Here is a 22,546-nt window from a genome sequence, read left to right as displayed (position 1 = left end):
AAGGCTGCGACGGTTCGACAGGAAAGTTCAATCCCGCTCAGCAAGTCACCGTACTAACAACAAGCGAAGAATCCTATGATGAATCAATCCATACCACTGCTGACCGGCCCGGCCCGTCCGCAAGAAAACGAAGCCGAGCTCTCGACGTATCTCGACGTCCTGTGGGAGAACCGCTGGCTGATCGCGACCATCACGCTGGTCGCCACCTTGCTGGGTGCAGCATACGCCTTCCTCACGACGCCGGTCTACCAGGCGAACATGCTGATCCACGTCGAGGAAGAGGGACCGTCCAAGTCGCAGAACATCGTCGGCGACCTGCAGTCGATGTTCGACGTCAAGACCTCGGCGCTGGCGGAGATGGAACTGCTGCAGTCGCGCCTCGTGGTGTCCCGCGCGACGGATAACCTGCGCCTGTACATCAACGCCGGACCCAAGCGCCTCCCGGTGATCGGCAACTGGCTGGCGGAGCGCAACAAGCAGCTCTCCACGCCGGGCCTGTTCGGCTGGGGCGGCTATACCTGGGGTTCCGAGAAGATCGACGTGGCCGTGTTCAACGTGCCGGAATCGTTGCTGAACCGCGAATTCTCGCTGATCGTGCAGCCCAACAACGAATTCCGCCTGCTGCAGAAGGAGCAGGGGATCGACCTCAAGGCGCGTGTCGGCGAGACTGCGATCTTCGAACTGCCGAAGGGCACCATCGAGATTCGCGTCAACCAGCTTGAAGGCAAGCCCGGCGCAGAATTCCTGATGTCGCGCAGCTCGCGCCTGGCCACCATCGAAGGCATCCAGAATGCGATGAAGGTGGAAGAGCTCGGCGGCAAGCAGTCCGGCGTGATCGGCGCCAGCCTGCGCGGCGACGACCCGCGCATGGTGCATACCGTGCTCAATGAGGTCAGCAAGGAGTATGTACGCCAGAATTCCGCGCGCAAGACCGAAGAAGCCGAGAAGTCGCTCGCCTACCTGAACAAGCAGCTGCCCGAGATCAAGGGCCAGCTCGAGCAGGCCGAGGCGAAGTACAACGCCTTCCGCAACCAGAACGGCACGGTGGACCTGGGCGAAGAGTCCAAGCTGACGCTGCAACAGTCTTCCGCCGCAAAGCTGAAGAAGATGGAACTGCAGCAGAAGAAGATCGAACTGCTGGCACGCTACACCGACGAGCATCCGGCAGTGCAGGGCATCGATGGCCAGCTCAAGGAAATCAACGGCCAGATCGCTGCGATGAATGACCACATCAAGCAGCTGCCGTCGCTCGAGCAGAACCTGCTGCGCCTGCAACGTGAAGTGAAAGTGAATACCGAGCTGTACACCGCGCTGCTGAACACCTCGCAGCAACTGCGCCTGATCACGGTGGGCAAGGTCAGTAACGTGCGCCTGGTCGACTCGCCGATGCTGCCGGAAAAACCGGTCAAGCCGAACCGCCCGGTGGTCTTGGCGCTGTCGCTACTGGCAGGTCTGTTCCTCGGTGTGGTTGCCGCATTCTTCCGCAAGTCCCTGGCTGGTGCTGTCGATTCGCCGGAGGAAGTGGAGCAGATCGCGGGCATTCCGGTCTATGCAACCATCCCGCACAGCAAGAAGCAGCGCGAGCTTTACCAGCAGGTCAATGCCAAGCACCAGAAGGTGCCGCTGCTGGCGAACGTGTCGTCCACCGACGTCGCGGTCGAGAGCCTGCGCAACTTCCGCACGGCGCTGCAGTTCTCCATGCCGCAGTTCAAGAACAACATCGTGCTGATCACCGGCGCCACGCCGGGCATGGGCAAGTCCTTCGTCTCCGCCAACCTTGCGGCAATCATGGCGGCCACCGGCAAGAAGGTGCTGCTGATCGACGCCGACCTGCGCAACGGCCTGCTGCACCTGTACTTCGGCTTCGGCCGCCATGACGGCCTGTCGGATGCGATCGCCGGTGCGCGCCGCCTCGACCAGGTGATCCACCATGGCGTGATCGAGAACATGGATTTCATCACCACCGGCACCTTGCCGCAGCATCCGTCCGAGCTGCTGCTGCGCCCGAACTTCGGTGCCTTCCTGCAGGAGCTGTCGGCACGCTACGACCTCGTGCTGATCGACGCACCGCCGATCCTGGCGGTCGCCGACACCATGATCATCGGCGCGCATTGCGGCGCGATCTACATCATGACCCGCGCCGGCGTCACGACACCGGGCGAGATCAACGAGTCGATGAAGCGACTTGCACAGGCGGGGCTGGAAGCGAAGGGTGTGCTGTTCAATGACCTGAAGGTGCGGCCTGGCCGATATGGATACGGCTATACCTATGGTAAGTACGGCTACAACCAGCGGCCGGGGAATACGCCGTTGATCGAGGCGTCGTGACGTTCCATAGCGGTATGCGGGCGAGCGTCTGAAGTGATGCTCATCCGGACGTAATTCGTCATCTCCGCGCAGGCGGGAATCCATGGTGAGGCAGTGATAGCCGACTCCCTATGGGTTCCCGCCTGCGCGGAAACGACGGGGAAAGCGCGTTTCGACTTCGAATCCGGAACCCGCCAGCAAGCAATTCCAAACATTTCCCAGTTCATCTTCAGCCTACCCATCGTGCTCCCCATCTCCCCCAGCATCTTCAAGGCCTACGACATCCGCGGCATCGTCGGCAAGACCCTCGACATCGGCGTTGCGCGCCAGATCGGCCAGGCCTTCGGCACCGCCGCCCGCATCAAGGGTGAGCAGACCGTCATCATCGGCCGCGACGGCCGCCTGTCCGGGCCGGAACTGTCCGCCGCGCTCGCCGCCGGCCTGCAGCGCGCCGGCATCAATGTGATCGACCTCGGCGTGGTCGCCACCCCGATGGTCTATTTCGCCACCCAGGTGCTCGACGCGAAGTCCGGCATCATGGTCACCGGCAGCCACAACCCGCCCGATTACAACGGCTTCAAGATGGTGCTGGCCGGTGAAGCGATCTACGGCGACGCCATCCAGGGCCTGTACCAGACCATCGTGCGCGGCGACTTCGCCACCGGCAACGGCAGCTACGGCACGCACGACATCAGGCAGGCCTATATCGAGCGCATCGCCGGCGATGTGAAGACCAGCCGCAAGATGAAGATTGCGGTCGATTGCGGCAACGGCGTGGCCGGCGCCTTCGCGCCCGAGTTGTACCGCGCGATGGGCTGCGAGGTGATCGAACTGTTCTGCGAAGTCGACGGCAATTTCCCCAACCACCATCCCGACCCGGCGCATCCGGAAAACCTGCAGGACCTGATCCGCTGCCTGAAGGAAACCGACGCCGAGATCGGCCTGGCCTTCGACGGCGACGGCGATCGTCTCGGTGTGGTGACCAAGGATGGCCAGATCATTTACCCGGACCGCCAGCTGATGCTGTTTGCGAAGGACGTGCTCACGCGCCATCCGGGCAAGGAAATCCTGTACGACGTCAAATGCACGCGCCACATCGGTCCGTGGGTGAAGCAGCATGGCGGCGTGCCGCTGATGTGGAAGACCGGGCATTCGCTGGTGAAGGCCAAGCTGCGCGAGACGGGCGCGCCGTTGGGCGGCGAGATGAGCGGGCACGTCTTCTTCAAGGATCGCTGGTACGGCTTCGACGATGGCCTGTATGCCGGTGCGCGCCTGCTGGAACTGCTCACGCGCATGGACGATCCGTCGGCGGAACTGAATGCCTTGCCGCAGGCATCGAGCACGCCGGAGCTGCACCTGCACCTGGAAGAGGGCGAGAACGTAGCGCTGATCGGCAAGCTGCAGAAGGAAGCGAAGTTCCCGGATGCGGAGCAGATCGTGACGATCGACGGATTGCGCGTGGAGTATGCGGACGGCTTCGGCCTGGCGCGTTCGTCGAACACGACGCCGGTGGTGGTGATGCGATTCGAGGGCGAATCGCCCGAGGCGCTCAAGCGCATCCAGGACGATTTCAAGAGAGCGATCCTTGCCGCCAAACCAGATGCGGCGCTGACGTTCTGAAGGCGAAATGCGTTGTTTATGCGCGGCATTGTGACGGCTTTCTAATGCACATCAAAACGGCGTAAGCATTTGCCAACTATCTTCAATACATCTGGTTGCGTGCTGTACATGCGCATTGGTAAATGAGGATGACTTTTCTCACTGTAGGGAAGCAGAAGAATAATGTTTATTGACACTCGAAGGGTCGAACAGGGGTCCGTCGTTCAATCGACGGTGTGCATCATCGGCGGGGGCGTCGCAGGCATCACCCTCGCGATGGAGCTGGATAAACAGGGGATCGATGTCTGCCTCCTCGAAAGCGGCGGCTTCGCACCCGACGACGGCACGCGCGATCTCTACCGCGGCGAGGATGTGGGCGAGTGGCGCTACAACTTCGCCGACGGCAGTCGCAGCCGCTTCCTCGGGGGCAGCAGCAACTGCTGGGGCGGATGGTGCAGGCCGCTCGACCCGTGGGACTTCGAGAAGCGCGACTGGGTCGACCACAGCGGCTGGCCCTTCGGCCTGAGCGAACTGGCGCCCTACTACGACCGCACCCATGCGCTGCTCAAACTGGGGCCGAACAACTTCGACCCGGATTTTTGGGAGCGATCGATCGGGCGGTCCGACGTCCGCCGGATGCCGCTTGTGACCGGGAAAATCCGCGACACCATTTCCCAGTTCAGTCCGCCGGCACGCTTCGGAAAACTGTACCGCGAGACGCTCAAGCACTCCCAGCGCATCCGCGTCTACCTGTATGCGAACGCCACCAATATCGACACCGATCGCTCGGGCCAGAACGTGACGCGCATCCAGGTTGCCACCCTGACGGGCAGGTACATAGAAGTCGTCGCAAAGCACTATGTGCTTGCCACCGGCGGCATCGAGAACGCGCGCCTGCTGCTTGCTTCGAACAAGGTCCTGCCGTGTGGGCTGGGCAACGGCAACGACCTCGTCGGCCGCTTCTTCATGGACCATCCTCGCCTGATCACGGGCAGCATCCGCTTCTCCGATGAATGGGCGCGCAACAAGCTGTCCGACGTGAAGTACCACTACATGAATGCCGCCGTCGCCGCGCATGGTACGCACGTCGCGCACCAGTTCGCGCTGACGCCCGAGGTGCTGCAGGAGGAGGGCATCCTCAATGCCCGCGTCTGGTTCAACTCCATCTTCCCGGGCGAGGGCAGCGAAGGCGCGCAGGCGCTGTTCCGCATCAAGCAGGCAATGCTGCAGAAGGACCAGGAAGACTGGAACCTGGGCAAGGACATCCTGACCATGGTGACCCATCCGCTGGATACGCTGGGTTACGGCTACACGCGCCTGTTCCAGCCGCGCTGGCTGATCAAGGGCGTCAAGTTCCAGCTCATCGTGGAACCGGAACCGGATCCGAACAGCCGCGTCATGCTGTCGCCGTCGCAGAAGGACCAGCTCGGCATGAACCGCGTGCGCGTCGACTGGAGGCTGACTTCGAAGGTGAAACGCACCTTCGACCGCACGCTGGCATTGCTGGCCGAAGACATGCGCAAGAGCGGCGTCGCCCAGGTGGAGCTCGACACAGCGTTCGAAGGCCGCAAGTGGCCGTCCGACCTGGAAGGCACCTGGCATCACATGGGCACCACGCGCATGCACGATTCGCCGAAATACGGCGTGGTCGATCGCAACTGCCAGGTGCATGGGATGTCCAACCTGTTCGTCGCCGGCAGCTCCGTCTTCCCGACGGCCGGCGCGAACTTCCCGACCATCACGCTTGCCGCGCTTGCGTTCCGCCTTTCCGAACACCTGGTCAGGGAGATCCGCAACTCCAGCAGCAGTCCTTTGGCGATGGAGGCGGCATGACGATAGCCGGATAGGACACCGGGCGCGACAACGGAGCCAGCAACGGGCAGCGGCAATGGTCTGCTGCCTGCGGAGCCGTTCATCCTTTCGGGAAGCGCCGCATCCACCTCTTATGACCGGAGCACCGTCGCATGACCATTCCCAAGACCATCCTCGTGACCGGCGCCGCCGGCTATATCGGCTCGCATACCTGCGTCGAGTTGCTGTCGTCGGGTTATGCCGTCGTCGCGCTCGACAATCTCTGCAACAGTTCGATGGAATCTCTGGCGCGGGTGGAACGCATCACCGGGCATGTGATCCCGTTCTATGAAGCCGACGTGCGCGACAGTGCGGCATTGACCGCCATCCTGAAAACGCACCGCATCGATGCAGCCATTCATTTCGCCGGACTGAAAGCCGTCGGCGAATCGGTCGCGCGGCCGCTCGATTATTTCGAAAACAATGTGGGCGGCTCGGTGACGCTGCTGCAGGCGCTTGGCGAAGCCGGGGTGAAGAAATTCCTGTTCAGCTCTTCCGCCACTGTATACGGCGATCCGGAAACGGTACCGATCACGGAATCGGCTCGCCTGTCAGTCACCAATCCCTACGGACGCTCCAAGCTGATGGTCGAGCAGGTGCTGGAAGACCTCGGCCAGTCCGACCCGGAATGGGCGATCGGCGCGCTGCGCTATTTCAATCCGGCGGGTGCGCATCCCAGCGGCCTGATCGGAGAAGACCCGCGCGGCATTCCCAACAACCTGATGCCCTACATTGCGCAGGTGGCCGTCGGGCGGCGGGAGCGGCTCTCGGTCTTCGGCAACGACTACCCGACGCCGGACGGTACCGGCGTGCGCGACTACATCCACGTGGTCGACCTTGCGCGCGGGCACCTTGCGGCGCTGGCCGAATTGTTCCGCTCTGGGCGCGGTTTCACGCTCAACCTCGGCACCGGCCGCGGCTACAGCGTGCTGGAAATGGTGCGTGCGTTCGAAGGGGCAAGCGGACGCAGGATTCCGTACCAGATCACGGCGCGCAGGCCGGGAGATATCGCGGTGTGCTATGCGGACCCCGGCAATGCCTTCCGCGTGCTCGACTGGCGCGCGCGCCTCGGACTGGCGGAAATGTGCGCGGACCATTGGCGCTGGCAGAGCATGAATCCCGACGGTTTCCATTCATCCTGATCGACGCAGGATTGCACGCACATGAAGCGATTACTCCATCTCGTGTTGACATGTACCTTCGCCGTGGCCGGCTTCTCGGCCTGCGGCGAAGAGCCCGCCTTCGACGCACAAAAGGTAGCGGCGCTGGCGGCGAAGTCCAAACGCGGCGAGCCCGCTGCGGCGAAGACACCGTACGGGCAGAAAGCTTCCGACTACGTGCTGACCTTTGCGGAGGAATTCGACAGCTTCAATCCGGCTATCTGGAACGACCACATCTGGTACGAGAAGCCGAACCCGACCCGGAACTTCACGGTCGAGAAGGGCGTGCTGAAGATCTGGCCGCAACGCGACGCAACCGGAAAGTTCTTCAACCGCACGCTCGATACCGATGGCAAGTTCGAACAGAAATACGGCTATTTCGAAATGGAGGCAAAACTGCCGCGCGGGAAGGGGACATGGCCGGCGTTCTGGCTGTTTGCCCACCCCGGCAACCGCCGGCCGGAAATCGACATCATGGAGGCCTATCCGGGCGGCATCGATCCGTGGGGGTATACGGACGATGCCGGCGTATCGCGCCCGACCGCTTATGGCGCGACCGTGTGGCTGGATGAAGGCGTCTCGGCGGGGACACGGCAGTTCGACGCCCGCACGGACCTCTCCGCGAAATTCCACAAGTACGCCGCGAAATGGGAACCGGGCAAGGTTACGTTCTACCTCGACGGCAAGGAAACCTATTTCGTGGAAGCCAACATGAACGACCGGATGTACATCCTTGTCGATCTCTGGTTCGGCAGCTCCAGCGGAGAGCCCGATGAAAGCACGCCAACGGGGAAGGGAAATTCCTTCGAGGTGAACTACATCCGCGCCTGGCAATTCAAGAATCGCGAACCAGGCTGATTACATGTTTGCATGCCATTCCGCAAACGAAGAAATACGCCCGGAAAATCCCCTACTTCCTGAGGAACCATTTCCGAAGGGCAATGCTCTTAAGAAACTCTTGCCGCCCATAAACAGTGGCGGTAATCGTTTCCTTAGGGGCTATCGTGTCGAACTATTCACATCACCACTTTCCCGTGGCCGCGCTGTCGAGCGCCTGCGCCGCGGTGCTTCTTGCCGCCTGTGGCGGCGGCTCCACCGAACCTGCCGGCAGCGTCATGTCCGCCGAGGCGGGGGCCGGCATCATGATGCCGGACACAACGGTCGTTACCGATTGGACCCGTTGTGCGGTCGAATATGGCACATGCAACTTCACCGGCACGCGCGAGGTGCGCTACGGCCTCGGCGACCGCTGGGCGACGCGCACTGCCACCGATTCCATTGCATGCAACAACTCTGTCTTCGGCGATCCGTACGTCGGCGCGAGCAAGGTGTGCGAGTATGCGACGACTACCACTGTGCCGGCCCCGGCACCTGCTCCGGCACCTGCTCCGGCACCCGCGCCGTCGACGTCCTGGCAACGCTGCGCGTCCGAGTACGGCACATGCAGCGTCCCCGGCACTACCCAGGTTCGTTATGGCCTCGATACGCGCTGGGCAACGCGCACGGTGACCGGCTCTGTCGCCTGCAATAACACAGTCTTCGGCGACCCGTATCCGGGCGCGAACAAGGTGTGCGACTACGAGGTAACAACCACCGCACCTGCACCTGCACCGTCCTCCTGGACACGCTGCGCGAGCGAGTACGGTACCTGCACGTTCACCGGTACTCGCACGGTGCGCTACGGCCTCGGCGACCGCTGGGCGACCCGCACCGCGACCGGTTCGATCGCCTGCAACAACACCGTATTCGGCGATCCGTATCCGGGCGCAAACAAGGTGTGCGAATACGGCAATACGACCACCACCCCTGCACCCGCACCGGCTCCCGCACCGGCGCCTGCTCCTGCGCCGGCACCGTCCTCCTGGACCCGTTGCGCCTCCGAGTATGGCACCTGCACCTTCTCCGGCACCCGCACGGTGCGCTACGGCCTCGGCGACCGCTGGGCAACGCGTACGGCGACCGGTTCGATCGCCTGCAACAACACCGTCTTCGGCGACCCGTACCCGGGCGCAAACAAGGTGTGCGAATACTCCAGCACCACGACGACGGCACCCGCACCCGCACCGGCACCGGCACCGGCACCGGCTCCTGCACCGGCTCCTGCACCGGCTCCTGCACCGGCTCCTGCACCTGCACCCGCGACTGTGAGCCCGTATGGACAGGATGCCAATGCCTATACGCTGACATTTGCCGACGAGTTCAACAGCGGCTTCAACACCAGCATGTGGAACGACCACATCTGGTACGAGACCTCCAACCCGACCAAGAACTACACGGTCGAAGACGGCAAGCTGAAGATCTGGCCGCAGCGTGATGGAAGCGGCAGGTTCTTCAACCGTACCATCGACACCGACGGCAAGTATTACCAGACCTACGGCTACTTCGAGATCGAAGCCAAGCTCCCGATCGGCAAGGGTACCTGGCCCGCGTTCTGGCTGTTCAACCACATCGGCGATCGCCGTCCCGAGATGGACGTGATGGAAGCGTATGCAGGCGGCGCAGCGCCGTGGGGTTTCAACGATGCCAACGGCATCCCGCATCCGCAGGCATACGCACCGACAGTGTGGAAGGGCCCGGACGAGCTGGTCGGCACCCGCCAGTACGACACCGGCCTGGACCTGTCCGCCGGCTTCCACAAATATGCAGTGAAGTGGGAACCGAACAAGCAGACCTATTACTTCGATGGCAAGGAAGTGCTGGTGCTGAACACCACCTTCAGCGATCCGATGTACCTGATGCTGGACCTGTGGTTCGGGTCTGCTTCCGGCACGCCTGACAATACGACCCCGCAAGGCAAGTCGAACTCTTACGAGGTCAACTACATTCGTGCGTGGCGATTCAAGTAATCAAGCATGACGCGGGCCTCGCCGGTATGGCGAGGTTCGCAAGGTTCGAGCCTCCGCCTTGTGCGGGGTGTGTTTGAGGTCAGCGGAAACGCTGGCCTTTTTTTTTTGTTCTTTCGCTACTGCATTTTTCCGGTTTCATGCACGAACGCCAACGAAACCGTTAACCCTTGCACCACAGAACGAAAAAACTCTCCTGAATTTCGGTGATTTCCGGAACCATTTTCCGAAGCGCAAGCTCCTACCCCCGCTTGCCATGAAGAACGATTGGCTACCATCAATACGAAACAGGAGAAACAATTTTGGCTAACATCGCTTTCCACCGATTCGCTATTTCCACACTGTGTTGCGCCTCCGCGACGGTCTTGATCGCCTGCGGCGGCGGGGGCGGCGGCACCGACACCACGGCAGCCGCGCAAACGACCGCAGCCGCCCATGCCGGCGCCCAGGCCGGCGCCACTCCCGCAACCACCATTCCCGAGGCTGTTCAGGCACCGGCGGCAGACAGCAAGACGCCGTTCGGCCAGGATGCCAGCCAGTATGCGTTGACCTTCACGGAAGAGTTCGACAGCTTCAACAGCAGCCTCTGGAATGACGCCATGTGGTACGAGACCTCCAATGCGACCAAGAACTACGCGGTCGAGGAAGGCAAGCTCAAGATCTGGCCGCAGCGCGATGCATCGGGCAAGTTCTTCAACCGCACGCTCGACACCGACGGCAAGTATTACCAGACCTACGGTTACTTCGAGATCGAGGCGAAGCTGCCGGTGGGCAAGGGCACCTGGCCCGCGTTTTGGCTGTTCAACCATATCAACGAACGCCGTCCGGAGATGGACGTGATGGAAGCGTACGCCGGCGGCGCAGCGCCGTGGGGCGTGAACAAGAATGGCGTGGCGCACCCGACCGCGTATGCACCGACGGTATGGAAGGGCGACCGCGAAGGCCAACTGGTGGGCACGCGCCAGTACGACACCGGGATGGACCTGTCGGAAGGCTTCCACAAGTATGCGGTGAAGTGGGAACCGAACAAGCAGACCTACTACTTCGACGGCAAGGAAGTGCTGGTGGTGAACACGACGATGGGCGATCCGATGTACCTGATGCTGGACCTGTGGTACGGCAGCGCGTCGGGCACGCCGGACGATTCGACGCCGCAGGGCAAGCAGAACTCGTTCGAGGTCAACTACGTGCGTGCATGGAAGTTCAAGTGATGCAGCGCATGTGAAGCACAGCCTTCACGCACCTGCAGGGGCCGGCAGCGATGCCGGCCTTTTTGCATTTGCGCAGGAGAACTGGAAATGGTCATGTGCCCGGAGAAATCTGATTTATGATGACCATTCACGCAGGCTGAAAGGGGAATGTGATGGCAAAGAAAGAAAAACTGGATCCGGAAACCGAAGCGCTTATCCAGTGGTGCACGGCAGTGGAAGGGTTTCTGGTTGCAGGTGGCGCGACACTTGCGCAGGCGCAGGAACATATCGAGGAACATGTCGAGTGGTTTACTGACATGTTCTATGATGGATTGACTCCGGAGCAGGCCGCGAAAGAGGCGTTGGCCTGAAAAGACAGCGGGAATGGATTTCACCGTGCACTTTCAAGCGGAAGGCTGATTGCCGATGCGACGCATGACATTGACCTCCGAACTGGTCTCCCTGGTTCACCGGCCCGTTGATGATCCCGGCCCGCTGCTGGGCGTGGACTACCAGACGGACGGCGATTACGACCGGATGGTCGACGGACTACTGAGCACGCACCCTTCCGGAGAAGACGCGTGGCTGTTCGCGTTCGGCTCGCTGATATGGAAGCCGGAATGTGAACACACGGAGGAGCAGGCGGGCATCGCACCCGGATGGCATCGTTCCTTCTGTTACCGCATCCGGCGCTATCGTGGCACGGAGGATTGCCCGGGCCTGATGATGTCGCTCGACAGGGGAGGGCAGTGCAAGGGCATGCTGTACCGGCTGCCTGGCACTACGCTGCATCAGCAGTTGCATAAACTCTGCAGGCGCGAAATCACGGTCAAACCGCAGAACACCCAGGCCCGCTGGATTACTGTCGTCAGCAATGGCGTGCCGTGCCGCGCGATCGCGTTCGTGATGAACCGGCAGTCGCGTGCATACGTCGGCAGGCTTTCCCCCGAAGAAGTCGCAGGTACCCTGTCAAAAGCATGCGGCCATTGGGGATCGGGGGCCGAGTATCTTTTCAATACGGTGCAAAAACTCGAAGAGCGCGGGATTCACGACCGGTATTTGTGGAAGCTGCAGCAACTGGTGGCGGAACGCATTGTGCTCGACAATCGCTTGTCCCGCCAGGAGTAAGTGCCGCATCTGCATCATCCGGCAGGAATTTTCAGCCGTCGCCGGCTTCGCTCGATGGCTGAGAACAATGCCATGCCGGCCAGCATGGATGCGACAAACAGCCAGGCAGCGCCTCCGCCGTGGAACAACGCCGTCAAGGCAGGCCCCGGGCAGAATCCGACAAGTCCCCAGCCCATGCCGAATGCAAGACTTCCCATCACCAGCCGCCGGTCGATATGGCGTGCAGTCGGAAGCCGCATCGCCTCACCGAGAACAGCCTTGGGACGCGCCACAATGAAAGGGAAGGCAATGACGCCGATGAGCAATGCGCCACCCATGACAAATGCCAGGGACGGATCCCAGTTCCCGGCCAGGTCGAGGAAGCCAAGCACCTTCGCTGGGTTGGCCATGCCGGAAACGAGCAGTCCGATACCAAACAGCAAACCGGACAACAGTGCAATCAATAGTCTCATTGCGTCTCCTTCACGCAGCGACATGGCGAATAAGGTACACGGTGAGAAACCCGGCAATCATGAATGCGGTAGTGGCCGCGAGCGATCGTGGCGATCGTCGCGACAGGCCGCAGACACCATGGCCACTGGTGCAGCCGGAACCGTAGCGGGTACCCAGTCCGACCAGCAACCCGGCGATCGCAATGACCGGCGCGCTGGCATCCACCTGCACTGGCGGCAGGGATGCGAACAGTCCGTAGACGATCGGCGACGCAATCAGGCCAACCAGGAACAGCGTCCGCCAGGCAATATCGCCCTTGAGCGGTTCCATCAATCCGCCGACAATGCCGCTAATGCCGGCGATCCTTCCGTTAAAGAGCAGGAGCATGACACTGGCAAGGCCGATGAGCAGACCGCCGGCCAGGGAAAGCCACGGGGTAAAGTGGAGCCAGTCGATCGTCATTTGATGTATCTCCCTTCCTTGGGGCAGTAGAGCCCATACAGCACTTGCAGAACCGCCAGTGCTTCCTGGCTGGCGATACTGTAGAAAATCTGCTTTCCGTCGCGCCGCGTATTCACCATCTTCTCTTCGCGCAGCACTGTCAGTTGCTGTGACAGCGTCGGTTGCCTGATGCCGGTGAGGCTTTCCAGTTCGCCGACCGAAAACTCGCCCTGGGTCATCTGGCACAGCAATAGCAGGCGGTCCGGGTTGGCCAGCGCCCTCAACAAGCCGCAGGCCCGGCCCGCTGCGGCTTTCAATACGTCCAGATCAATTTGCTGTGCAGCTTCCATCTCGCTTTCCTGAAAAACGCCTTTACATCTATATTATATTAAAACATAATATGTGAATCAATATTATTTGACCCGTACATTGTGCAGTTAGCGTTGGAGGAGGACGTCATGATTTTTCGTCAGCTTTTCGAGCCGCTATCCAGTACCTATACCTACTTGCTGGGCTGTGAGCAGACCGGCCAGGCCGTGCTGATCGATCCGGTAGTCAATTCCATGGACCGTGACCGGGCCGAGATCGCGCGCCTCGGCCTGACGCTGGCCTATACGATCGATACCCACATCCATGCCGACCACATCACCGCCGCGCGCGAACTCAAGCAGGCCGCCGGCAGCAAGATTGCAACGCCGGCGCATGACAGGCTTCCCTGCACGGATATCGGGATCGAGGAGGGCAAGCCTTTTCAGATGGGAAGCATTGTGCTGCAGCCGTTGCATACGCCCGGGCATACCGACGGCCATTTCTCCTACCTGTTGAATGACCGGGTCTTTACCGGGGATGCGCTGCTGATCGAAGGATGTGGCCGCACCGATTTCCAGAATGGCGATACCGATGCCTTGTACAAGAGCGTGCGGGAAAAGCTGTTCGCTTTACCTGACGATGTGCTGGTCTATCCCGGGCACGACTACAAGGACCGGCGCGTGTCGTCCATCGGTCAGGAAAAGAAGCGGAATCCACGCCTGGGCGGTGACCGGACGCTGGAAGAGTTTCGGGAAATCATGGCCAACCTGGACCTGGCGTATCCAAAATTCATTGACTACGCCGTGCCCGGCAACCGGCAGTGCGGAGTCTGTCCGCCCCACTTGCCGGAAAACCTTGAAAACTACTGCCGCCAAATGACCGAAAGCCCGCAAGGCTGAATCTCTTTGTCCCCAGCGCAGCAAGCCGGGATGGGCTTTCAACGGAAGCAGCCGGCCAGTCCCTGACGCACCCGAAATGCCTGGTGCAAAGCCGGCCCTTCCTGGATAAAGCCGCCTTGATTATTGTTTGCTGCCGGTCGCGTTGTGCGCCTGGTTATTGCCGCCGCCGAGCGTGCCGGAGCAGGTAAGAACCGTTCCTCCACCCGAAGCAATGATCAGGCTGACAGTGTCCGGACGCCCAGGCTCCGCGACATCTGTGATAGTGAAACTCACCGTCGCCGGCTGGGCATTAAAGCGCCCGTCGCCGCTACCCGTGATGCTGCTGATGCTTGCTGTCGGTGTAGTGGTTGGCGGCGGGAAGCATTGCGCGGCAGTCAGGTCGGTCAGGTGGAAATGGTCTCCATGTGAAAAATTGATCTGCAGGTTGTTCGGCTCTGGTGGTGACGTTGCTCCATCTGTCTTGCAATGCAATGTATATCCGAAGGTTACTTTGTAGGTGGCGCCGCCGTAATCGCAAGTCAGGAAACCTCCGCCTGTGAATCGGCCAGGTGGATGCGCGCTCACTGAAGTTGCAAATGCGGAAAGCAGCGCAATCGCAACGAGTCGTTTTGTTGCTCTCGGTACCATGATCAAGACTCCTTGAAATGAGACACTGCCATGCAGCAGTGTCACTCTCATTATCTAAACGCCCATAGGGGAAACAGGCGAAGCTTAAGGAGGTTTGTGGGAGATCAAACGCTTCGTTGCGTTTATGTTCTGGCTGGCAGATCCGGGATGCAGGGCGCAGGCCGGTCCGATTCGGCAACGGCGCCCGCCGGCATGCAGCGTTCAATCCGGGATTTTTCCCCGCAGCGCCTTGATTTGTCCACGCATGCTCTTCTTCTCAAGGCGCTTGCGCTGTGAACTGCGGGTTGGCTTTGTCGCACGTCGCGCGCGCGGGACCACAGAGACACCGGCCACCATGTCCTGCAAACGCTGCATCGCCTCTTCCTTGTTCTTTTCCTGGCTGCGGTGCGTCTGCACCTTGATGACGACGACGCCGTCCTGCGTCACGCGCTGATCGCTCACTCCGAGCAGCCGCTCCTTGATATGCTCCGGCAGCGACGATGCGCGGATGTCGAAGCGCAAGTGGACGGCGCTCGACACCTTGTTGACGTTCTGCCCGCCCGCGCCTTGCGCGCGAATCGCCGTGAACTCGACCTCGTGCGCAGGAATGACCGGAACGCGGTTCATGTCGCAGTTGCCGCCTTCGCAAGCTTCGACTTCTTCGGTTTCTTGGGTTTCTTCAGCACCTGCCCGCGCGCGTCCGTCATGGGAACGCGATGCTCGGGTTCGAACCCGGGTTCTTCAACGCGGGACAAGGTCTTCTGCAGCAATCCCTCGATGGCCGACAGCAATTGCACTTCGTCCGCGCACACCAGCGATACCGCTTCACCCGTTGCCCCGGCGCGGCCGGTGCGGCCTGTGCGATGGATGTAGTCCTCGGCGACGATTGGCAGGTCGAAGTTGACGACATGCGGCAGGTCGTCGATGTCGAGACCGCGAGCCGCCACATCGGTCGCCACGAGGATGTCCACTTCACCCGCCTTGAAACGGTCCAGCGCACGCAGGCGTGCCGGCTGCGGCTTGTCGCCGTGGATGGAGTCGGCCTGATAGCCGCGCGCCATCAAAGTTTCAACCAGTTGATCCACACCGTTGCGGGTCTTGACGAAGACCAGTACCTGCCGCCACCCGTGCTTCTTCAGCAGATGGATGAACAGATCGGTCTTGCGCTTCTTGTCGACGGTGACCAGCCACTGCTCGATGCTTGCCGCAGTGGTATTGCGCGGGCTGGCATCGATGCTCAAGGGGTCGGAAAGCAGGTTGGCCGCGAGTGCGCGAATCGGGTCGGAGAACGTGGCAGAGAACAACAGGGTCTGCCGGCGCTTGGGGAACAGCGCGAGCAGCGCGTCGAGTTCGCGCGAGAACCCGAGGTCGAGCATGCGGTCGGCTTCGTCCAGCACCAGTGCCTGAAGCTGCGTGAACTTCACCGCATTCTTGCTGTGCAGGTCCAGCAGGCGGCCCGGCGTGGCGACCAGGATGTCGAGGCCCTTGCGCAGCTTCATCATCTGCGGATTGATGCTGACGCCACCGTAGGCCACATGCGTCCGCAACGGCAAGTGGCGACCGTACGCCATGATGCTCTCGTGCACTTGCACGGCCAGCTCGCGGGTGGGAACGAGCACGACGGCGCGCACCGCATTGCTCGCCACCTGCGGACCTTCGGTAACCAGCCGCTGCAGCAGGGGCAGTGCAAAACCGGCGGTCTTTCCGGTGCCTGTCTGCGCCGCCGCCATCAGGTCCCGCCCGGCGAGGATTGCGGGTATGGCTTGCGCCTGCACGGGCGTGGGTGTCTTGTAATCGAGTTCGTCCAGCGCGCGCAGCAGGGGAGCGGCCAGACCGAGGGAAGAAAACGTCATGGGAATACCAAAGCTTGAAATAAGTGCAAAGTGTAACGTCTTGCAGAGCGGACGGATGGATCTATCCAGCGCCAAGAGAAAAGCATGACATTTCGATAACTTTCCGTGCTCTTGCGCAATAAGCCTGTATGCTTCGCCTGCGCCTTCACATGGCGCACGATTTAACCATCCCGAGTGACGCGATCCGCTCCTCCCTGGCGTCCGCTCATCAAACACTGCAGTCGCCCGGATCCATCATTTCAACGATCTGGCACCGTCCCGCCGACTGGTGTACCGTTGCATAGAAAGCATGCTGAATGTCGACGATGTGGCGGACTACCGCCGCTCGCTGGCGCTGCTGTATGGCGCCGGCATGCAGGGCAGTGCAATGCACCGACGTTGCTGGCGGCGTACGACAGGCTGTTCGCGCCGTCCGTCGAAATGGCGGCCTGATCCGCCTGATGCAGCAATTCGTGTCGCGTAGCGCGAAGCGAAATCAATAGTGAGAGATACCATGCCCGAAACTTCCTTTCCCTCTTTTTCCGACCTGAAGCTGGGCGCGGCCTTGCTGCGCGTCCTCACGGAGCTCGGCTATGAAGCGCCGTCGCCCATCCAGGCGGCGACGATTCCGCTCCTGCTGCAGGGGCGCGACGTGCTCGGCCAGGCGCAGACGGGGACCGGCAAGACGGCCGCCTTCGCGCTGCCCATCCTTGCGGGAATCGACATACGGCCAGGGGCGCCGCAAGCACTGGTGCTGGCGCCGACGCGCGAGCTGGCGATCCAGGTTGCCGAAGCCTTCCAGCGCTACGCCACGCACATCCCCGGATTCCACGTGCTGCCGATCTATGGCGGGCAGAGCTACGGCCCGCAACTGAGCGCGCTGCGAAGGGGCGTGCATGTGGTCGTGGGCACGCCCGGTCGCGTGATCGACCATCTGGAAAAGGGCTCGCTCGACCTGTCGCAACTCAAGTCACTGGTGCTGGACGAAGCGGACGAAATGCTGCGCATGGGTTTCATCGACGATGTCGAGGCCATCCTGCAGAAGACGCCGGAAGAACGCCAGACTGCGCTGTTCTCCGCCACCATGCCTTCCGTCATCCGGCGCATCGCCCAGACCTACCTGCGCGATCCTGCCGAGGTCACCATTGCCGCAAAGACCGGCACGGCGGAGAACATCCGCCAGCGGTACTGGGTCGTCAGCGGCATGCACAAGCTCGATGCGCTCACCCGCATCCTGGAAGCGGAACCCTTCGACGGCATGATCATTTTCACGCGCACCAAGCTGGGCACCGAAGAACTGGCCGGCAAACTGGAGGCGCGCGGATTTTCCGCCGCAGCGATCAACGGCGACATGGCGCAGCAGCAGCGCGAGCGCACTGTCCAGATGCTCAAGGACGGCAAGATCGACATCCTCGTCGCGACCGATGTCGCCGCGCGCGGCCTTGACGTGGAACGGATCAGCCACGTGATCAACTACGATGTGCCCTATGATCCGGAGAGCTATACGCACCGCATCGGCCGGACCGGGCGGGCAGGGCGGAGCGGCGAAGCGATCCTGTTCATCACCCCGCGCGAAAGGAACCTGCTCAAGGCTATCGAGCGCGCCACGCGCCAGCCGGTGTCGACCTTGACGCTGCCCAGCATCCAGGAGGTCAACGATGTGCGCATCGCCAGGTTCAAGGACCAGATCACCGACACGCTGGCGGCCGGAGGGCTGGAATCCTTCCAGTCGCTGATTGAAGACTACGAAAGAGAGAAAAACATCCCCGCGATTGAAATCGCCGCCGCACTCGCGAAGCTGGCGCGTGGCGACGTGCCGCTCCTGCTGGAGAAAAAACACAGGGAGCCGCAGGAGGATGTCCGGCCCGACGCAAGACCGCTTCGTCCGGAGCGCAGCAACCGTACGTTCGAACCGCAGGAGCGGTTTGAACGCCACGAGCGCAAGGAGCGCATCGACCGCGCGCCGGAGTCAGGCATGCAGACCTTCCGCATCGAAGTGGGGCATGTCCACGGCGTCAAACCAGGCAACATCGTGGGCGCGATTGCCAATGAGGCCGGACTGGAAGCGAAGTACATCGGCCGGATCGATATCCACGACGACTACAGCATGATCGACCTGCCCGACACCATGCCGGACGACATCCTGGGCCACTTGAAGAAGGTATGGGTCGCGGGGCAGCAGCTGCGCATTCGACGCGAAGGCGAGAGCGATGCGGTGCATGGCGGCCATGCCGGCCTGAACGAGCGTCCCGCTGCAGCCAGGAAGGACAAGGGCCAGCGCAAGCCCGATCTCGGCATGCGGATGTACAGGATCGAAGTCGGACGCGTGCACGGCGTCAAGCCCGCCAATATCGTCGGTGCGATTGCAAATGAAGCCGCGCTCGATGCCAAGTACATCGGCCGCATCGACATTCACGACGACTACAGCACCGTGGACCTGCCTGACGGCATGCCGAAAGACGTATTCGAACAATTGAAATCGACGGTCGTTTCCGGCCAGCCCTTGCGCATCAGTGTCGCCGGAGATGGCGATCATGGCGCCGGTGGTTTTGCTGGAAAGGGCGTGCCCCTGTCGGCACCGAAAAGGGGCGGCGACAGGCGGGTGGAGGAGAAGCAACGCGCGGACAGAAAACCGTTCAAGGGAGACGCCGGCTTCGGGGCGGCCAAGCCGAAGCCGCACCGGAAAGGACCGGGCGGGAAGAAGTAGCGATAGCTCTCCAACCGCTTCACGAAGGTTTCCAGCAGAGCATCCAGATGAGTTTGATAGGCTGGCGCTGGCATGCTGAACCGTTTCCTCCCCCTGCAAGGGGGAGGAACCTGGTAGCGACGTTTCGAATTCCCCGTGCGTATTTCAGTGTTTGGCGGCAGCGTGTTCAACGTCTCCCGCAGTCAGTCCGGTGCTTATCATCGCCGGTTGAATGGATTGTTATGCAGATCCGGTCGTCTTCCTCCTTTACCGATCCCGCGCATGATTCGACAATCCGACCTGGCAGAAACTGCATGATCAACGATGGAAAGTGGGTCCCGCAGCCTTCAATGTATGCTTGCGCACAGACAGAACAGGCACATGGGGAGATGCTATAGAGGCGTGAAACCGAGACCGGTTCGCGCGAGGTGTCACAACGACACCAATCGAAAGGAAGTTCACCATGGACACTCTACTCAAACCAGATACTAGGTCCGCGACGACGGGCAAGGCATGGAAATTCATGAATATTCGCGAAAAAATGCTTTTCGCAACGAAAGTCGGAATTATGATCGCCAGCTTCGGATGGATTTACGGAAACGCGATTGCGCCCGATGTAGTAAAGCGGCAAACGGATCAGAACACAGTGTAGATGCGTGCGAGTTAGGCAATCAACGCGATGACCGCGGCACCGCTCTTGCTCCGTACTTAGAGCAAGAGCGTGCGGCGCGGTGATAAAGTCGGTTTTATTTTGCCATCAGATGGTGACGCGATCTGCGGCGATCTGCGTACAAGATCTGCGTACAAGATGTCAAACCGATTCATCTTCTGTTTCCAGTCGTGCGCCATACGACGCCACTCCGCCATAATGTTGCGCAGGGCAGACCGACTTGATGGCTGCGTCATCGCTGGGGACGTGACTGCGGGTCTTGACGATCCTGCGGAAAATTCAAGACAGGTTCGACTGAAATGAATGAGTCGAACCATTGTCACGGTTTCGCAACTTTGCATAGTTCACTGCGTCAGCACAGCGTTCATACCGATAGCTTTCATAGCGAAAGTATCTTCCATCGAAACCAATCCCTAACGCCGCCATCTCGCACTGCTCCTGGTCCGTCGGTTCGACCGTCTTTTCCCAGGCAGAGCCATTGATCACCTTCGCCTGATATTGCGGCTTTACTCGATCCAACTTTGCGTAATTGACCGCATCGCTGCATCGTTCGTAGCGAAACGTCCTGTACCGATAAAAGTGTCCGTCAAATCCGACACCCATTGAAGCGCGCAACTCGTTCCCTTTGTATTCGAGTGTAGGAATGGACATGATGAATCCTCCGCATTGGAATGTCGGATGATTGACTCATCCCGGCGAAAGCCGAGCCCTAGAATCCAGCCATGTGACGAAGGATATATCGCTCCTTTCAATGATCTGTCACAACGGACCTGTTATCGGTGCGGAAGCGAACATAGCCGCAAAATGAACGCGGCGGGAAGGCAAAATGGCCCGTCGCAATGTCTCGTCGCTAGCGAACGTTCCCGTCTGCCACGCCGCTATGTTCGCTGACACACAGACGCGGACCTGCTACCGGACCATGCTGCTTTAATGGCGCTGCGCACCCTGCTCGGGGCGCTCCAGTTGCTATTGATCTTTGTTGCGCCAACAGTCTCACTGAAGTCCACAACGGAAAGAGATGTATGTACCACTATCAAACGGCCTTTTGGCCCCAAAGCAACCCGTATTTCGCAGCCTTTAAGAAATCGGCCAAATCGCCGGACGACTCTCCTGTCGTTGTTGATCCGGGCGCAAAGCCTGCAATCGTCACTCGAACGGATATGCAGATTGAGCAGGACGTGAGGGACGAGTTGGAAATGGAGTCTTCGGTTCGCGCCGCAGCGATTGACGTTCAGGTCATTGACGGCGTGGTGACATTATCCGGTCTCGTTGATGGAGAGGGGGAGCGGTGGTTGATCGAAGCCGCAGCAAAACGCATTGCCGGGGTGCGAAAGATATTGACGCGGATGACGGTTTTCGCTCCTGATATCACTCCTGCCGACGACGATATTGCGCATGACTGCGAACGCGTGCTGAGTCATTTGACGCCGAAGGCCGATTACACCATCGCGGTGCAGGTGTCAAAAGGCTGGGTGACATTGTCAGGGGAGGTTGCCGAAGGCTATGAGCGCCGCATTGCAGAAACAGAGGTTAGCAGCTTGCTGAGCGTGCTCGGAGTCAACAGCCAGATTAGAGTACGGTCATCCATTGCAGCGGGCGATACTGCGGCGAATGGCGTCTCATCCATAAGGAAGCCATACGAATTGAAATCGGGCAGCTATGAGTTCTCTCCCGATAACGATCGCGTTACCTGGGCCAGCACGGTGCTCTCATGGAATCAACATCGGGACAGGCTTTCCGCAGCCTGGTCATCATCAAGCACGAAACGTGCAATTTACGGCATTCGGTTCACCTGATTATCCGGAACGCCAGAGAGGGCACTTCCTTGATGACGGAAGCTGCTCATACCGCCATAAGATTGGGCAATAACCGCTCAAATTCTTTTTTTACGACTTGATAGCATTCACAGGCTCGCGCTTCCAGTCCGGCCCGATCAACCACGGTGATGTGTCCGCGACGATAGTGAATCAATCCGGCGCTTTGCAGTTTTCCTGCCGCCTCGGTTACGCCCTCACGGCGTACACCGAGCATGTTGGCAATCAGCTCCTGCGTCATGAACAACTCGTTCGTCGATAGTCGGTCAAGGCTCATTAGCAGCCAGCGGCAGAGCTGTTGATCGACACTATGGTGACGATTGCACACGGCGGTCTGTGCCATCTGCGTAATCAGGGCCTGCGTATAGCGAAGCAACAAGTGCAGCATCGGACCGGCTCGGTTGAATTCGTTCCTGAGCAACGCGCCCTGCAGCCGGAAACCGTGTCCGGCACTTTGCACGACGGCGCGACTTGGTGTTGTTCCCCCTCCCATGAACAGCGCAATGCCCAGTATCCCTTCATTTCCGACCACGGCAATTTCCGCGGAAGCGCCATCCTCCATAACGTAGAGCAAGGACACGATGCTGGTTGTCGGAAAGTAGACGTGCTTCATGTGGCTGCCCGACTCGTAAAGAACTTCTCCAAGGGGCATTGAGACCAGTTCCAGATGCGGCTCCAGGCGACCGAACTCCTCCGGAGGCAGGGCCGCCAAAAGATGATTCTGCTGTGGAGTATGCAAGACAGGCATTCTACTTTCTGTAGCGTCACAAGCTGGTGCA

The 22,546-nt window shown here is 60.6% G+C and carries 22 protein-coding genes; 14 read left to right on the top strand and 8 right to left on the bottom strand.

What is annotated here, in order from left to right:
- Nucleotides 1–75 precede the first annotated feature (75 nt).
- The 9 genes from AC3WOY_RS03910 to AC3WOY_RS03870 all read left to right on the top strand — a co-directional run bounded on the left by AC3WOY_RS03910 (nt 76) and on the right by AC3WOY_RS03870 (nt 12,078).
- A complete protein-coding gene (locus tag AC3WOY_RS03910) occupies nt 76–2,328 on the top strand; it encodes a polysaccharide biosynthesis tyrosine autokinase (RefSeq protein ID WP_492421057.1) in 2,253 nt (750 codons plus the stop codon).
- A gap of 222 nt (nt 2,329–2,550) precedes the next feature.
- Nucleotides 2,551–3,927: a phosphomannomutase/phosphoglucomutase gene (locus tag AC3WOY_RS03905; protein WP_492429175.1), complete on the top strand. Its 1,377-nt coding sequence runs from the start codon at nt 2,551–2,553 to the stop codon at nt 3,925–3,927.
- A gap of 162 nt (nt 3,928–4,089) precedes the next feature.
- Nucleotides 4,090–5,739, top strand: coding sequence for an FAD-dependent oxidoreductase (locus AC3WOY_RS03900; protein ID WP_492421056.1), 1,650 nt, complete (start codon nt 4,090–4,092; stop codon nt 5,737–5,739).
- A gap of 131 nt (nt 5,740–5,870) precedes the next feature.
- Complete coding sequence (gene galE, locus AC3WOY_RS03895; protein ID WP_492421055.1) at nt 5,871–6,899, top strand: UDP-glucose 4-epimerase GalE; 1,029 nt, start codon at nt 5,871–5,873, stop codon at nt 6,897–6,899.
- A gap of 21 nt (nt 6,900–6,920) precedes the next feature.
- Nucleotides 6,921–7,775, top strand: coding sequence for a glycoside hydrolase family 16 protein (locus AC3WOY_RS03890; RefSeq protein WP_492421054.1), 855 nt, complete (start codon nt 6,921–6,923; stop codon nt 7,773–7,775).
- Between the two features lie 146 nt (nt 7,776–7,921).
- Nucleotides 7,922–9,763, top strand: coding sequence for a glycoside hydrolase family 16 protein (locus tag AC3WOY_RS03885; RefSeq protein WP_492421053.1), 1,842 nt, complete (start codon nt 7,922–7,924; stop codon nt 9,761–9,763).
- A gap of 299 nt (nt 9,764–10,062) precedes the next feature.
- Nucleotides 10,063–10,971, top strand: coding sequence for a glycoside hydrolase family 16 protein (locus AC3WOY_RS03880; protein WP_492421026.1), 909 nt, complete (start codon nt 10,063–10,065; stop codon nt 10,969–10,971).
- Between the two features lie 152 nt (nt 10,972–11,123).
- Nucleotides 11,124–11,321: a hypothetical protein gene (locus tag AC3WOY_RS03875; RefSeq protein ID WP_492421052.1), complete on the top strand. Its 198-nt coding sequence runs from the start codon at nt 11,124–11,126 to the stop codon at nt 11,319–11,321.
- Nucleotides 11,322–11,385: 64 nt separating this feature from the next.
- Nucleotides 11,386–12,078: a gamma-glutamylcyclotransferase gene (locus tag AC3WOY_RS03870; protein WP_492421051.1), complete on the top strand. Its 693-nt coding sequence runs from the start codon at nt 11,386–11,388 to the stop codon at nt 12,076–12,078.
- Nucleotides 12,079–12,092: 14 nt separating this feature from the next.
- Here the strand turns inward: AC3WOY_RS03870 and AC3WOY_RS03865 are convergent, their stop codons facing one another.
- The 3 genes from AC3WOY_RS03865 to AC3WOY_RS03855 are packed head-to-tail and all read right to left on the bottom strand — an operon-like array spanning nt 12,093 to nt 13,301.
- Nucleotides 12,093–12,530, bottom strand: coding sequence for a DUF6691 family protein (locus AC3WOY_RS03865; RefSeq protein WP_492421050.1), 438 nt, complete (start codon nt 12,528–12,530; stop codon nt 12,093–12,095).
- A 10-nt stretch (nt 12,531–12,540) separates the two neighbouring features.
- Nucleotides 12,541–12,972 (bottom strand): YeeE/YedE family protein, encoded by a 432-nt coding sequence (locus AC3WOY_RS03860; RefSeq protein ID WP_492421049.1) that lies wholly within the window; start codon nt 12,970–12,972, stop codon nt 12,541–12,543.
- A complete protein-coding gene (locus tag AC3WOY_RS03855; protein ID WP_492421048.1) occupies nt 12,969–13,301 on the bottom strand; it encodes a metalloregulator ArsR/SmtB family transcription factor in 333 nt (110 codons plus the stop codon). Before AC3WOY_RS03855 ends, AC3WOY_RS03860 begins: the two co-directional genes overlap by 4 nt.
- A 108-nt stretch (nt 13,302–13,409) precedes the next feature.
- On the opposite strand from AC3WOY_RS03855, the gene AC3WOY_RS03850 reads away from it, so the two are divergent.
- Nucleotides 13,410–14,159 (top strand): MBL fold metallo-hydrolase, encoded by a 750-nt coding sequence (locus AC3WOY_RS03850; protein WP_492421047.1) that lies wholly within the window; start codon nt 13,410–13,412, stop codon nt 14,157–14,159.
- 120 nt (nt 14,160–14,279) lie between these two features.
- Here AC3WOY_RS03850 and AC3WOY_RS03845 read toward each other — a convergent pair whose 3' ends face one another.
- The 3 genes from AC3WOY_RS03845 to rhlE1 form a co-directional block, all read right to left on the bottom strand.
- Nucleotides 14,280–14,786, bottom strand: coding sequence for a hypothetical protein (locus tag AC3WOY_RS03845; RefSeq protein ID WP_492421046.1), 507 nt, complete (start codon nt 14,784–14,786; stop codon nt 14,280–14,282).
- Nucleotides 14,787–14,987: 201 nt separating this feature from the next.
- A complete protein-coding gene (arfB, locus tag AC3WOY_RS03840; protein WP_492421045.1) occupies nt 14,988–15,392 on the bottom strand; it encodes an alternative ribosome rescue aminoacyl-tRNA hydrolase ArfB in 405 nt (134 codons plus the stop codon).
- Nucleotides 15,389–16,618: an RNA helicase RhlE1 gene (gene rhlE1 / locus AC3WOY_RS03835; RefSeq protein ID WP_492421044.1), complete on the bottom strand. Its 1,230-nt coding sequence runs from the start codon at nt 16,616–16,618 to the stop codon at nt 15,389–15,391. Before rhlE1 ends, arfB begins: the two co-directional genes overlap by 4 nt.
- Before the next feature lie 289 nt (nt 16,619–16,907).
- Between rhlE1 and AC3WOY_RS03830 the strand changes: the two genes are divergently transcribed.
- The 3 genes from AC3WOY_RS03830 (at nt 16,908) to AC3WOY_RS03820 (ending at nt 19,935) form a co-directional block, all read left to right on the top strand.
- Nucleotides 16,908–17,081, top strand: a complete 174-nt coding sequence (locus AC3WOY_RS03830) for a hypothetical protein (protein WP_492421043.1) — start codon at nt 16,908–16,910, stop codon at nt 17,079–17,081.
- A 30-nt stretch (nt 17,082–17,111) separates the two neighbouring features.
- Nucleotides 17,112–19,304 carry a DEAD/DEAH box helicase gene (locus tag AC3WOY_RS03825; protein WP_492421042.1) on the top strand — a complete coding sequence of 731 codons (2,193 nt, stop codon included), beginning with the start codon at nt 17,112–17,114 and terminating at the stop codon, nt 19,302–19,304.
- Between the two features lie 442 nt (nt 19,305–19,746).
- The gene (locus AC3WOY_RS03820; protein ID WP_492421041.1) at nt 19,747–19,935 is read left to right on the top strand and encodes a hypothetical protein; all 189 of its coding nucleotides are present in this window, start codon (nt 19,747–19,749) and stop codon (nt 19,933–19,935) included.
- Between the two features lie 297 nt (nt 19,936–20,232).
- On the opposite strand, the gene AC3WOY_RS03815 is transcribed toward AC3WOY_RS03820, so the two are convergent.
- Nucleotides 20,233–20,604, bottom strand: a complete 372-nt coding sequence (locus AC3WOY_RS03815; RefSeq protein ID WP_492421040.1) for a hypothetical protein — start codon at nt 20,602–20,604, stop codon at nt 20,233–20,235.
- A 371-nt stretch (nt 20,605–20,975) separates the two neighbouring features.
- On the opposite strand from AC3WOY_RS03815, the gene AC3WOY_RS03810 reads away from it, so the two are divergent.
- Nucleotides 20,976–21,749 carry a BON domain-containing protein gene (locus AC3WOY_RS03810; protein WP_492421039.1) on the top strand — a complete coding sequence of 258 codons (774 nt, stop codon included), beginning with the start codon at nt 20,976–20,978 and terminating at the stop codon, nt 21,747–21,749.
- A gap of 46 nt (nt 21,750–21,795) precedes the next feature.
- On the opposite strand, the gene AC3WOY_RS03805 is transcribed toward AC3WOY_RS03810, so the two are convergent.
- Nucleotides 21,796–22,515 carry a Crp/Fnr family transcriptional regulator gene (locus AC3WOY_RS03805; protein WP_492421038.1) on the bottom strand — a complete coding sequence of 240 codons (720 nt, stop codon included), beginning with the start codon at nt 22,513–22,515 and terminating at the stop codon, nt 21,796–21,798.
- Nucleotides 22,516–22,546: the final 31 nt, after the last annotated feature.

Source organism: Noviherbaspirillum sp. FW303-A3 (assembly GCF_058788695.1).
The sequence above is the reverse complement of the archived record's forward strand: the minus strand, read 5'-3'. Positions and strand labels throughout refer to the sequence as shown.

Bases quoted from the DNA above. Each gene is read 5' to 3' on its own strand.
- AC3WOY_RS03910 (WP_492421057.1), top strand. From the start codon at position 76: ATGATGAATCAATCCATACCACTGCTGACCGGCCCGGCCCGTCCGCAA.
- AC3WOY_RS03900 (WP_492421056.1), top strand. From the start codon at position 4,090: ATGTTTATTGACACTCGAAGGGTCGAACAGGGGTCCGTCGTTCAATCG.
- galE (WP_492421055.1), top strand. From the start codon at position 5,871: ATGACCATTCCCAAGACCATCCTCGTGACCGGCGCCGCCGGCTATATC.
- AC3WOY_RS03890 (WP_492421054.1), top strand. From the start codon at position 6,921: ATGAAGCGATTACTCCATCTCGTGTTGACATGTACCTTCGCCGTGGCC.
- AC3WOY_RS03875 (WP_492421052.1), top strand. From the start codon at position 11,124: ATGGCAAAGAAAGAAAAACTGGATCCGGAAACCGAAGCGCTTATCCAG.
- AC3WOY_RS03870 (WP_492421051.1), top strand. From the start codon at position 11,386: ATGACATTGACCTCCGAACTGGTCTCCCTGGTTCACCGGCCCGTTGAT.
- AC3WOY_RS03865 (WP_492421050.1), bottom strand. From the start codon at position 12,530: ATGAGACTATTGATTGCACTGTTGTCCGGTTTGCTGTTTGGTATCGGA.
- AC3WOY_RS03860 (WP_492421049.1), bottom strand. From the start codon at position 12,972: ATGACGATCGACTGGCTCCACTTTACCCCGTGGCTTTCCCTGGCCGGC.
- AC3WOY_RS03855 (WP_492421048.1), bottom strand. From the start codon at position 13,301: ATGGAAGCTGCACAGCAAATTGATCTGGACGTATTGAAAGCCGCAGCG.
- AC3WOY_RS03850 (WP_492421047.1), top strand. From the start codon at position 13,410: ATGATTTTTCGTCAGCTTTTCGAGCCGCTATCCAGTACCTATACCTAC.
- AC3WOY_RS03845 (WP_492421046.1), bottom strand. From the start codon at position 14,786: ATGGTACCGAGAGCAACAAAACGACTCGTTGCGATTGCGCTGCTTTCC.
- arfB (WP_492421045.1), bottom strand. From the start codon at position 15,392: ATGAACCGCGTTCCGGTCATTCCTGCGCACGAGGTCGAGTTCACGGCG.
- rhlE1 (WP_492421044.1), bottom strand. From the start codon at position 16,618: ATGACGTTTTCTTCCCTCGGTCTGGCCGCTCCCCTGCTGCGCGCGCTG.
- AC3WOY_RS03830 (WP_492421043.1), top strand. From the start codon at position 16,908: ATGCTGAATGTCGACGATGTGGCGGACTACCGCCGCTCGCTGGCGCTG.
- AC3WOY_RS03825 (WP_492421042.1), top strand. From the start codon at position 17,112: ATGCCCGAAACTTCCTTTCCCTCTTTTTCCGACCTGAAGCTGGGCGCG.
- AC3WOY_RS03820 (WP_492421041.1), top strand. From the start codon at position 19,747: ATGGACACTCTACTCAAACCAGATACTAGGTCCGCGACGACGGGCAAG.
- AC3WOY_RS03815 (WP_492421040.1), bottom strand. From the start codon at position 20,604: ATGTCCATTCCTACACTCGAATACAAAGGGAACGAGTTGCGCGCTTCA.
- AC3WOY_RS03810 (WP_492421039.1), top strand. From the start codon at position 20,976: ATGTACCACTATCAAACGGCCTTTTGGCCCCAAAGCAACCCGTATTTC.
- AC3WOY_RS03805 (WP_492421038.1), bottom strand. From the start codon at position 22,515: ATGCCTGTCTTGCATACTCCACAGCAGAATCATCTTTTGGCGGCCCTG.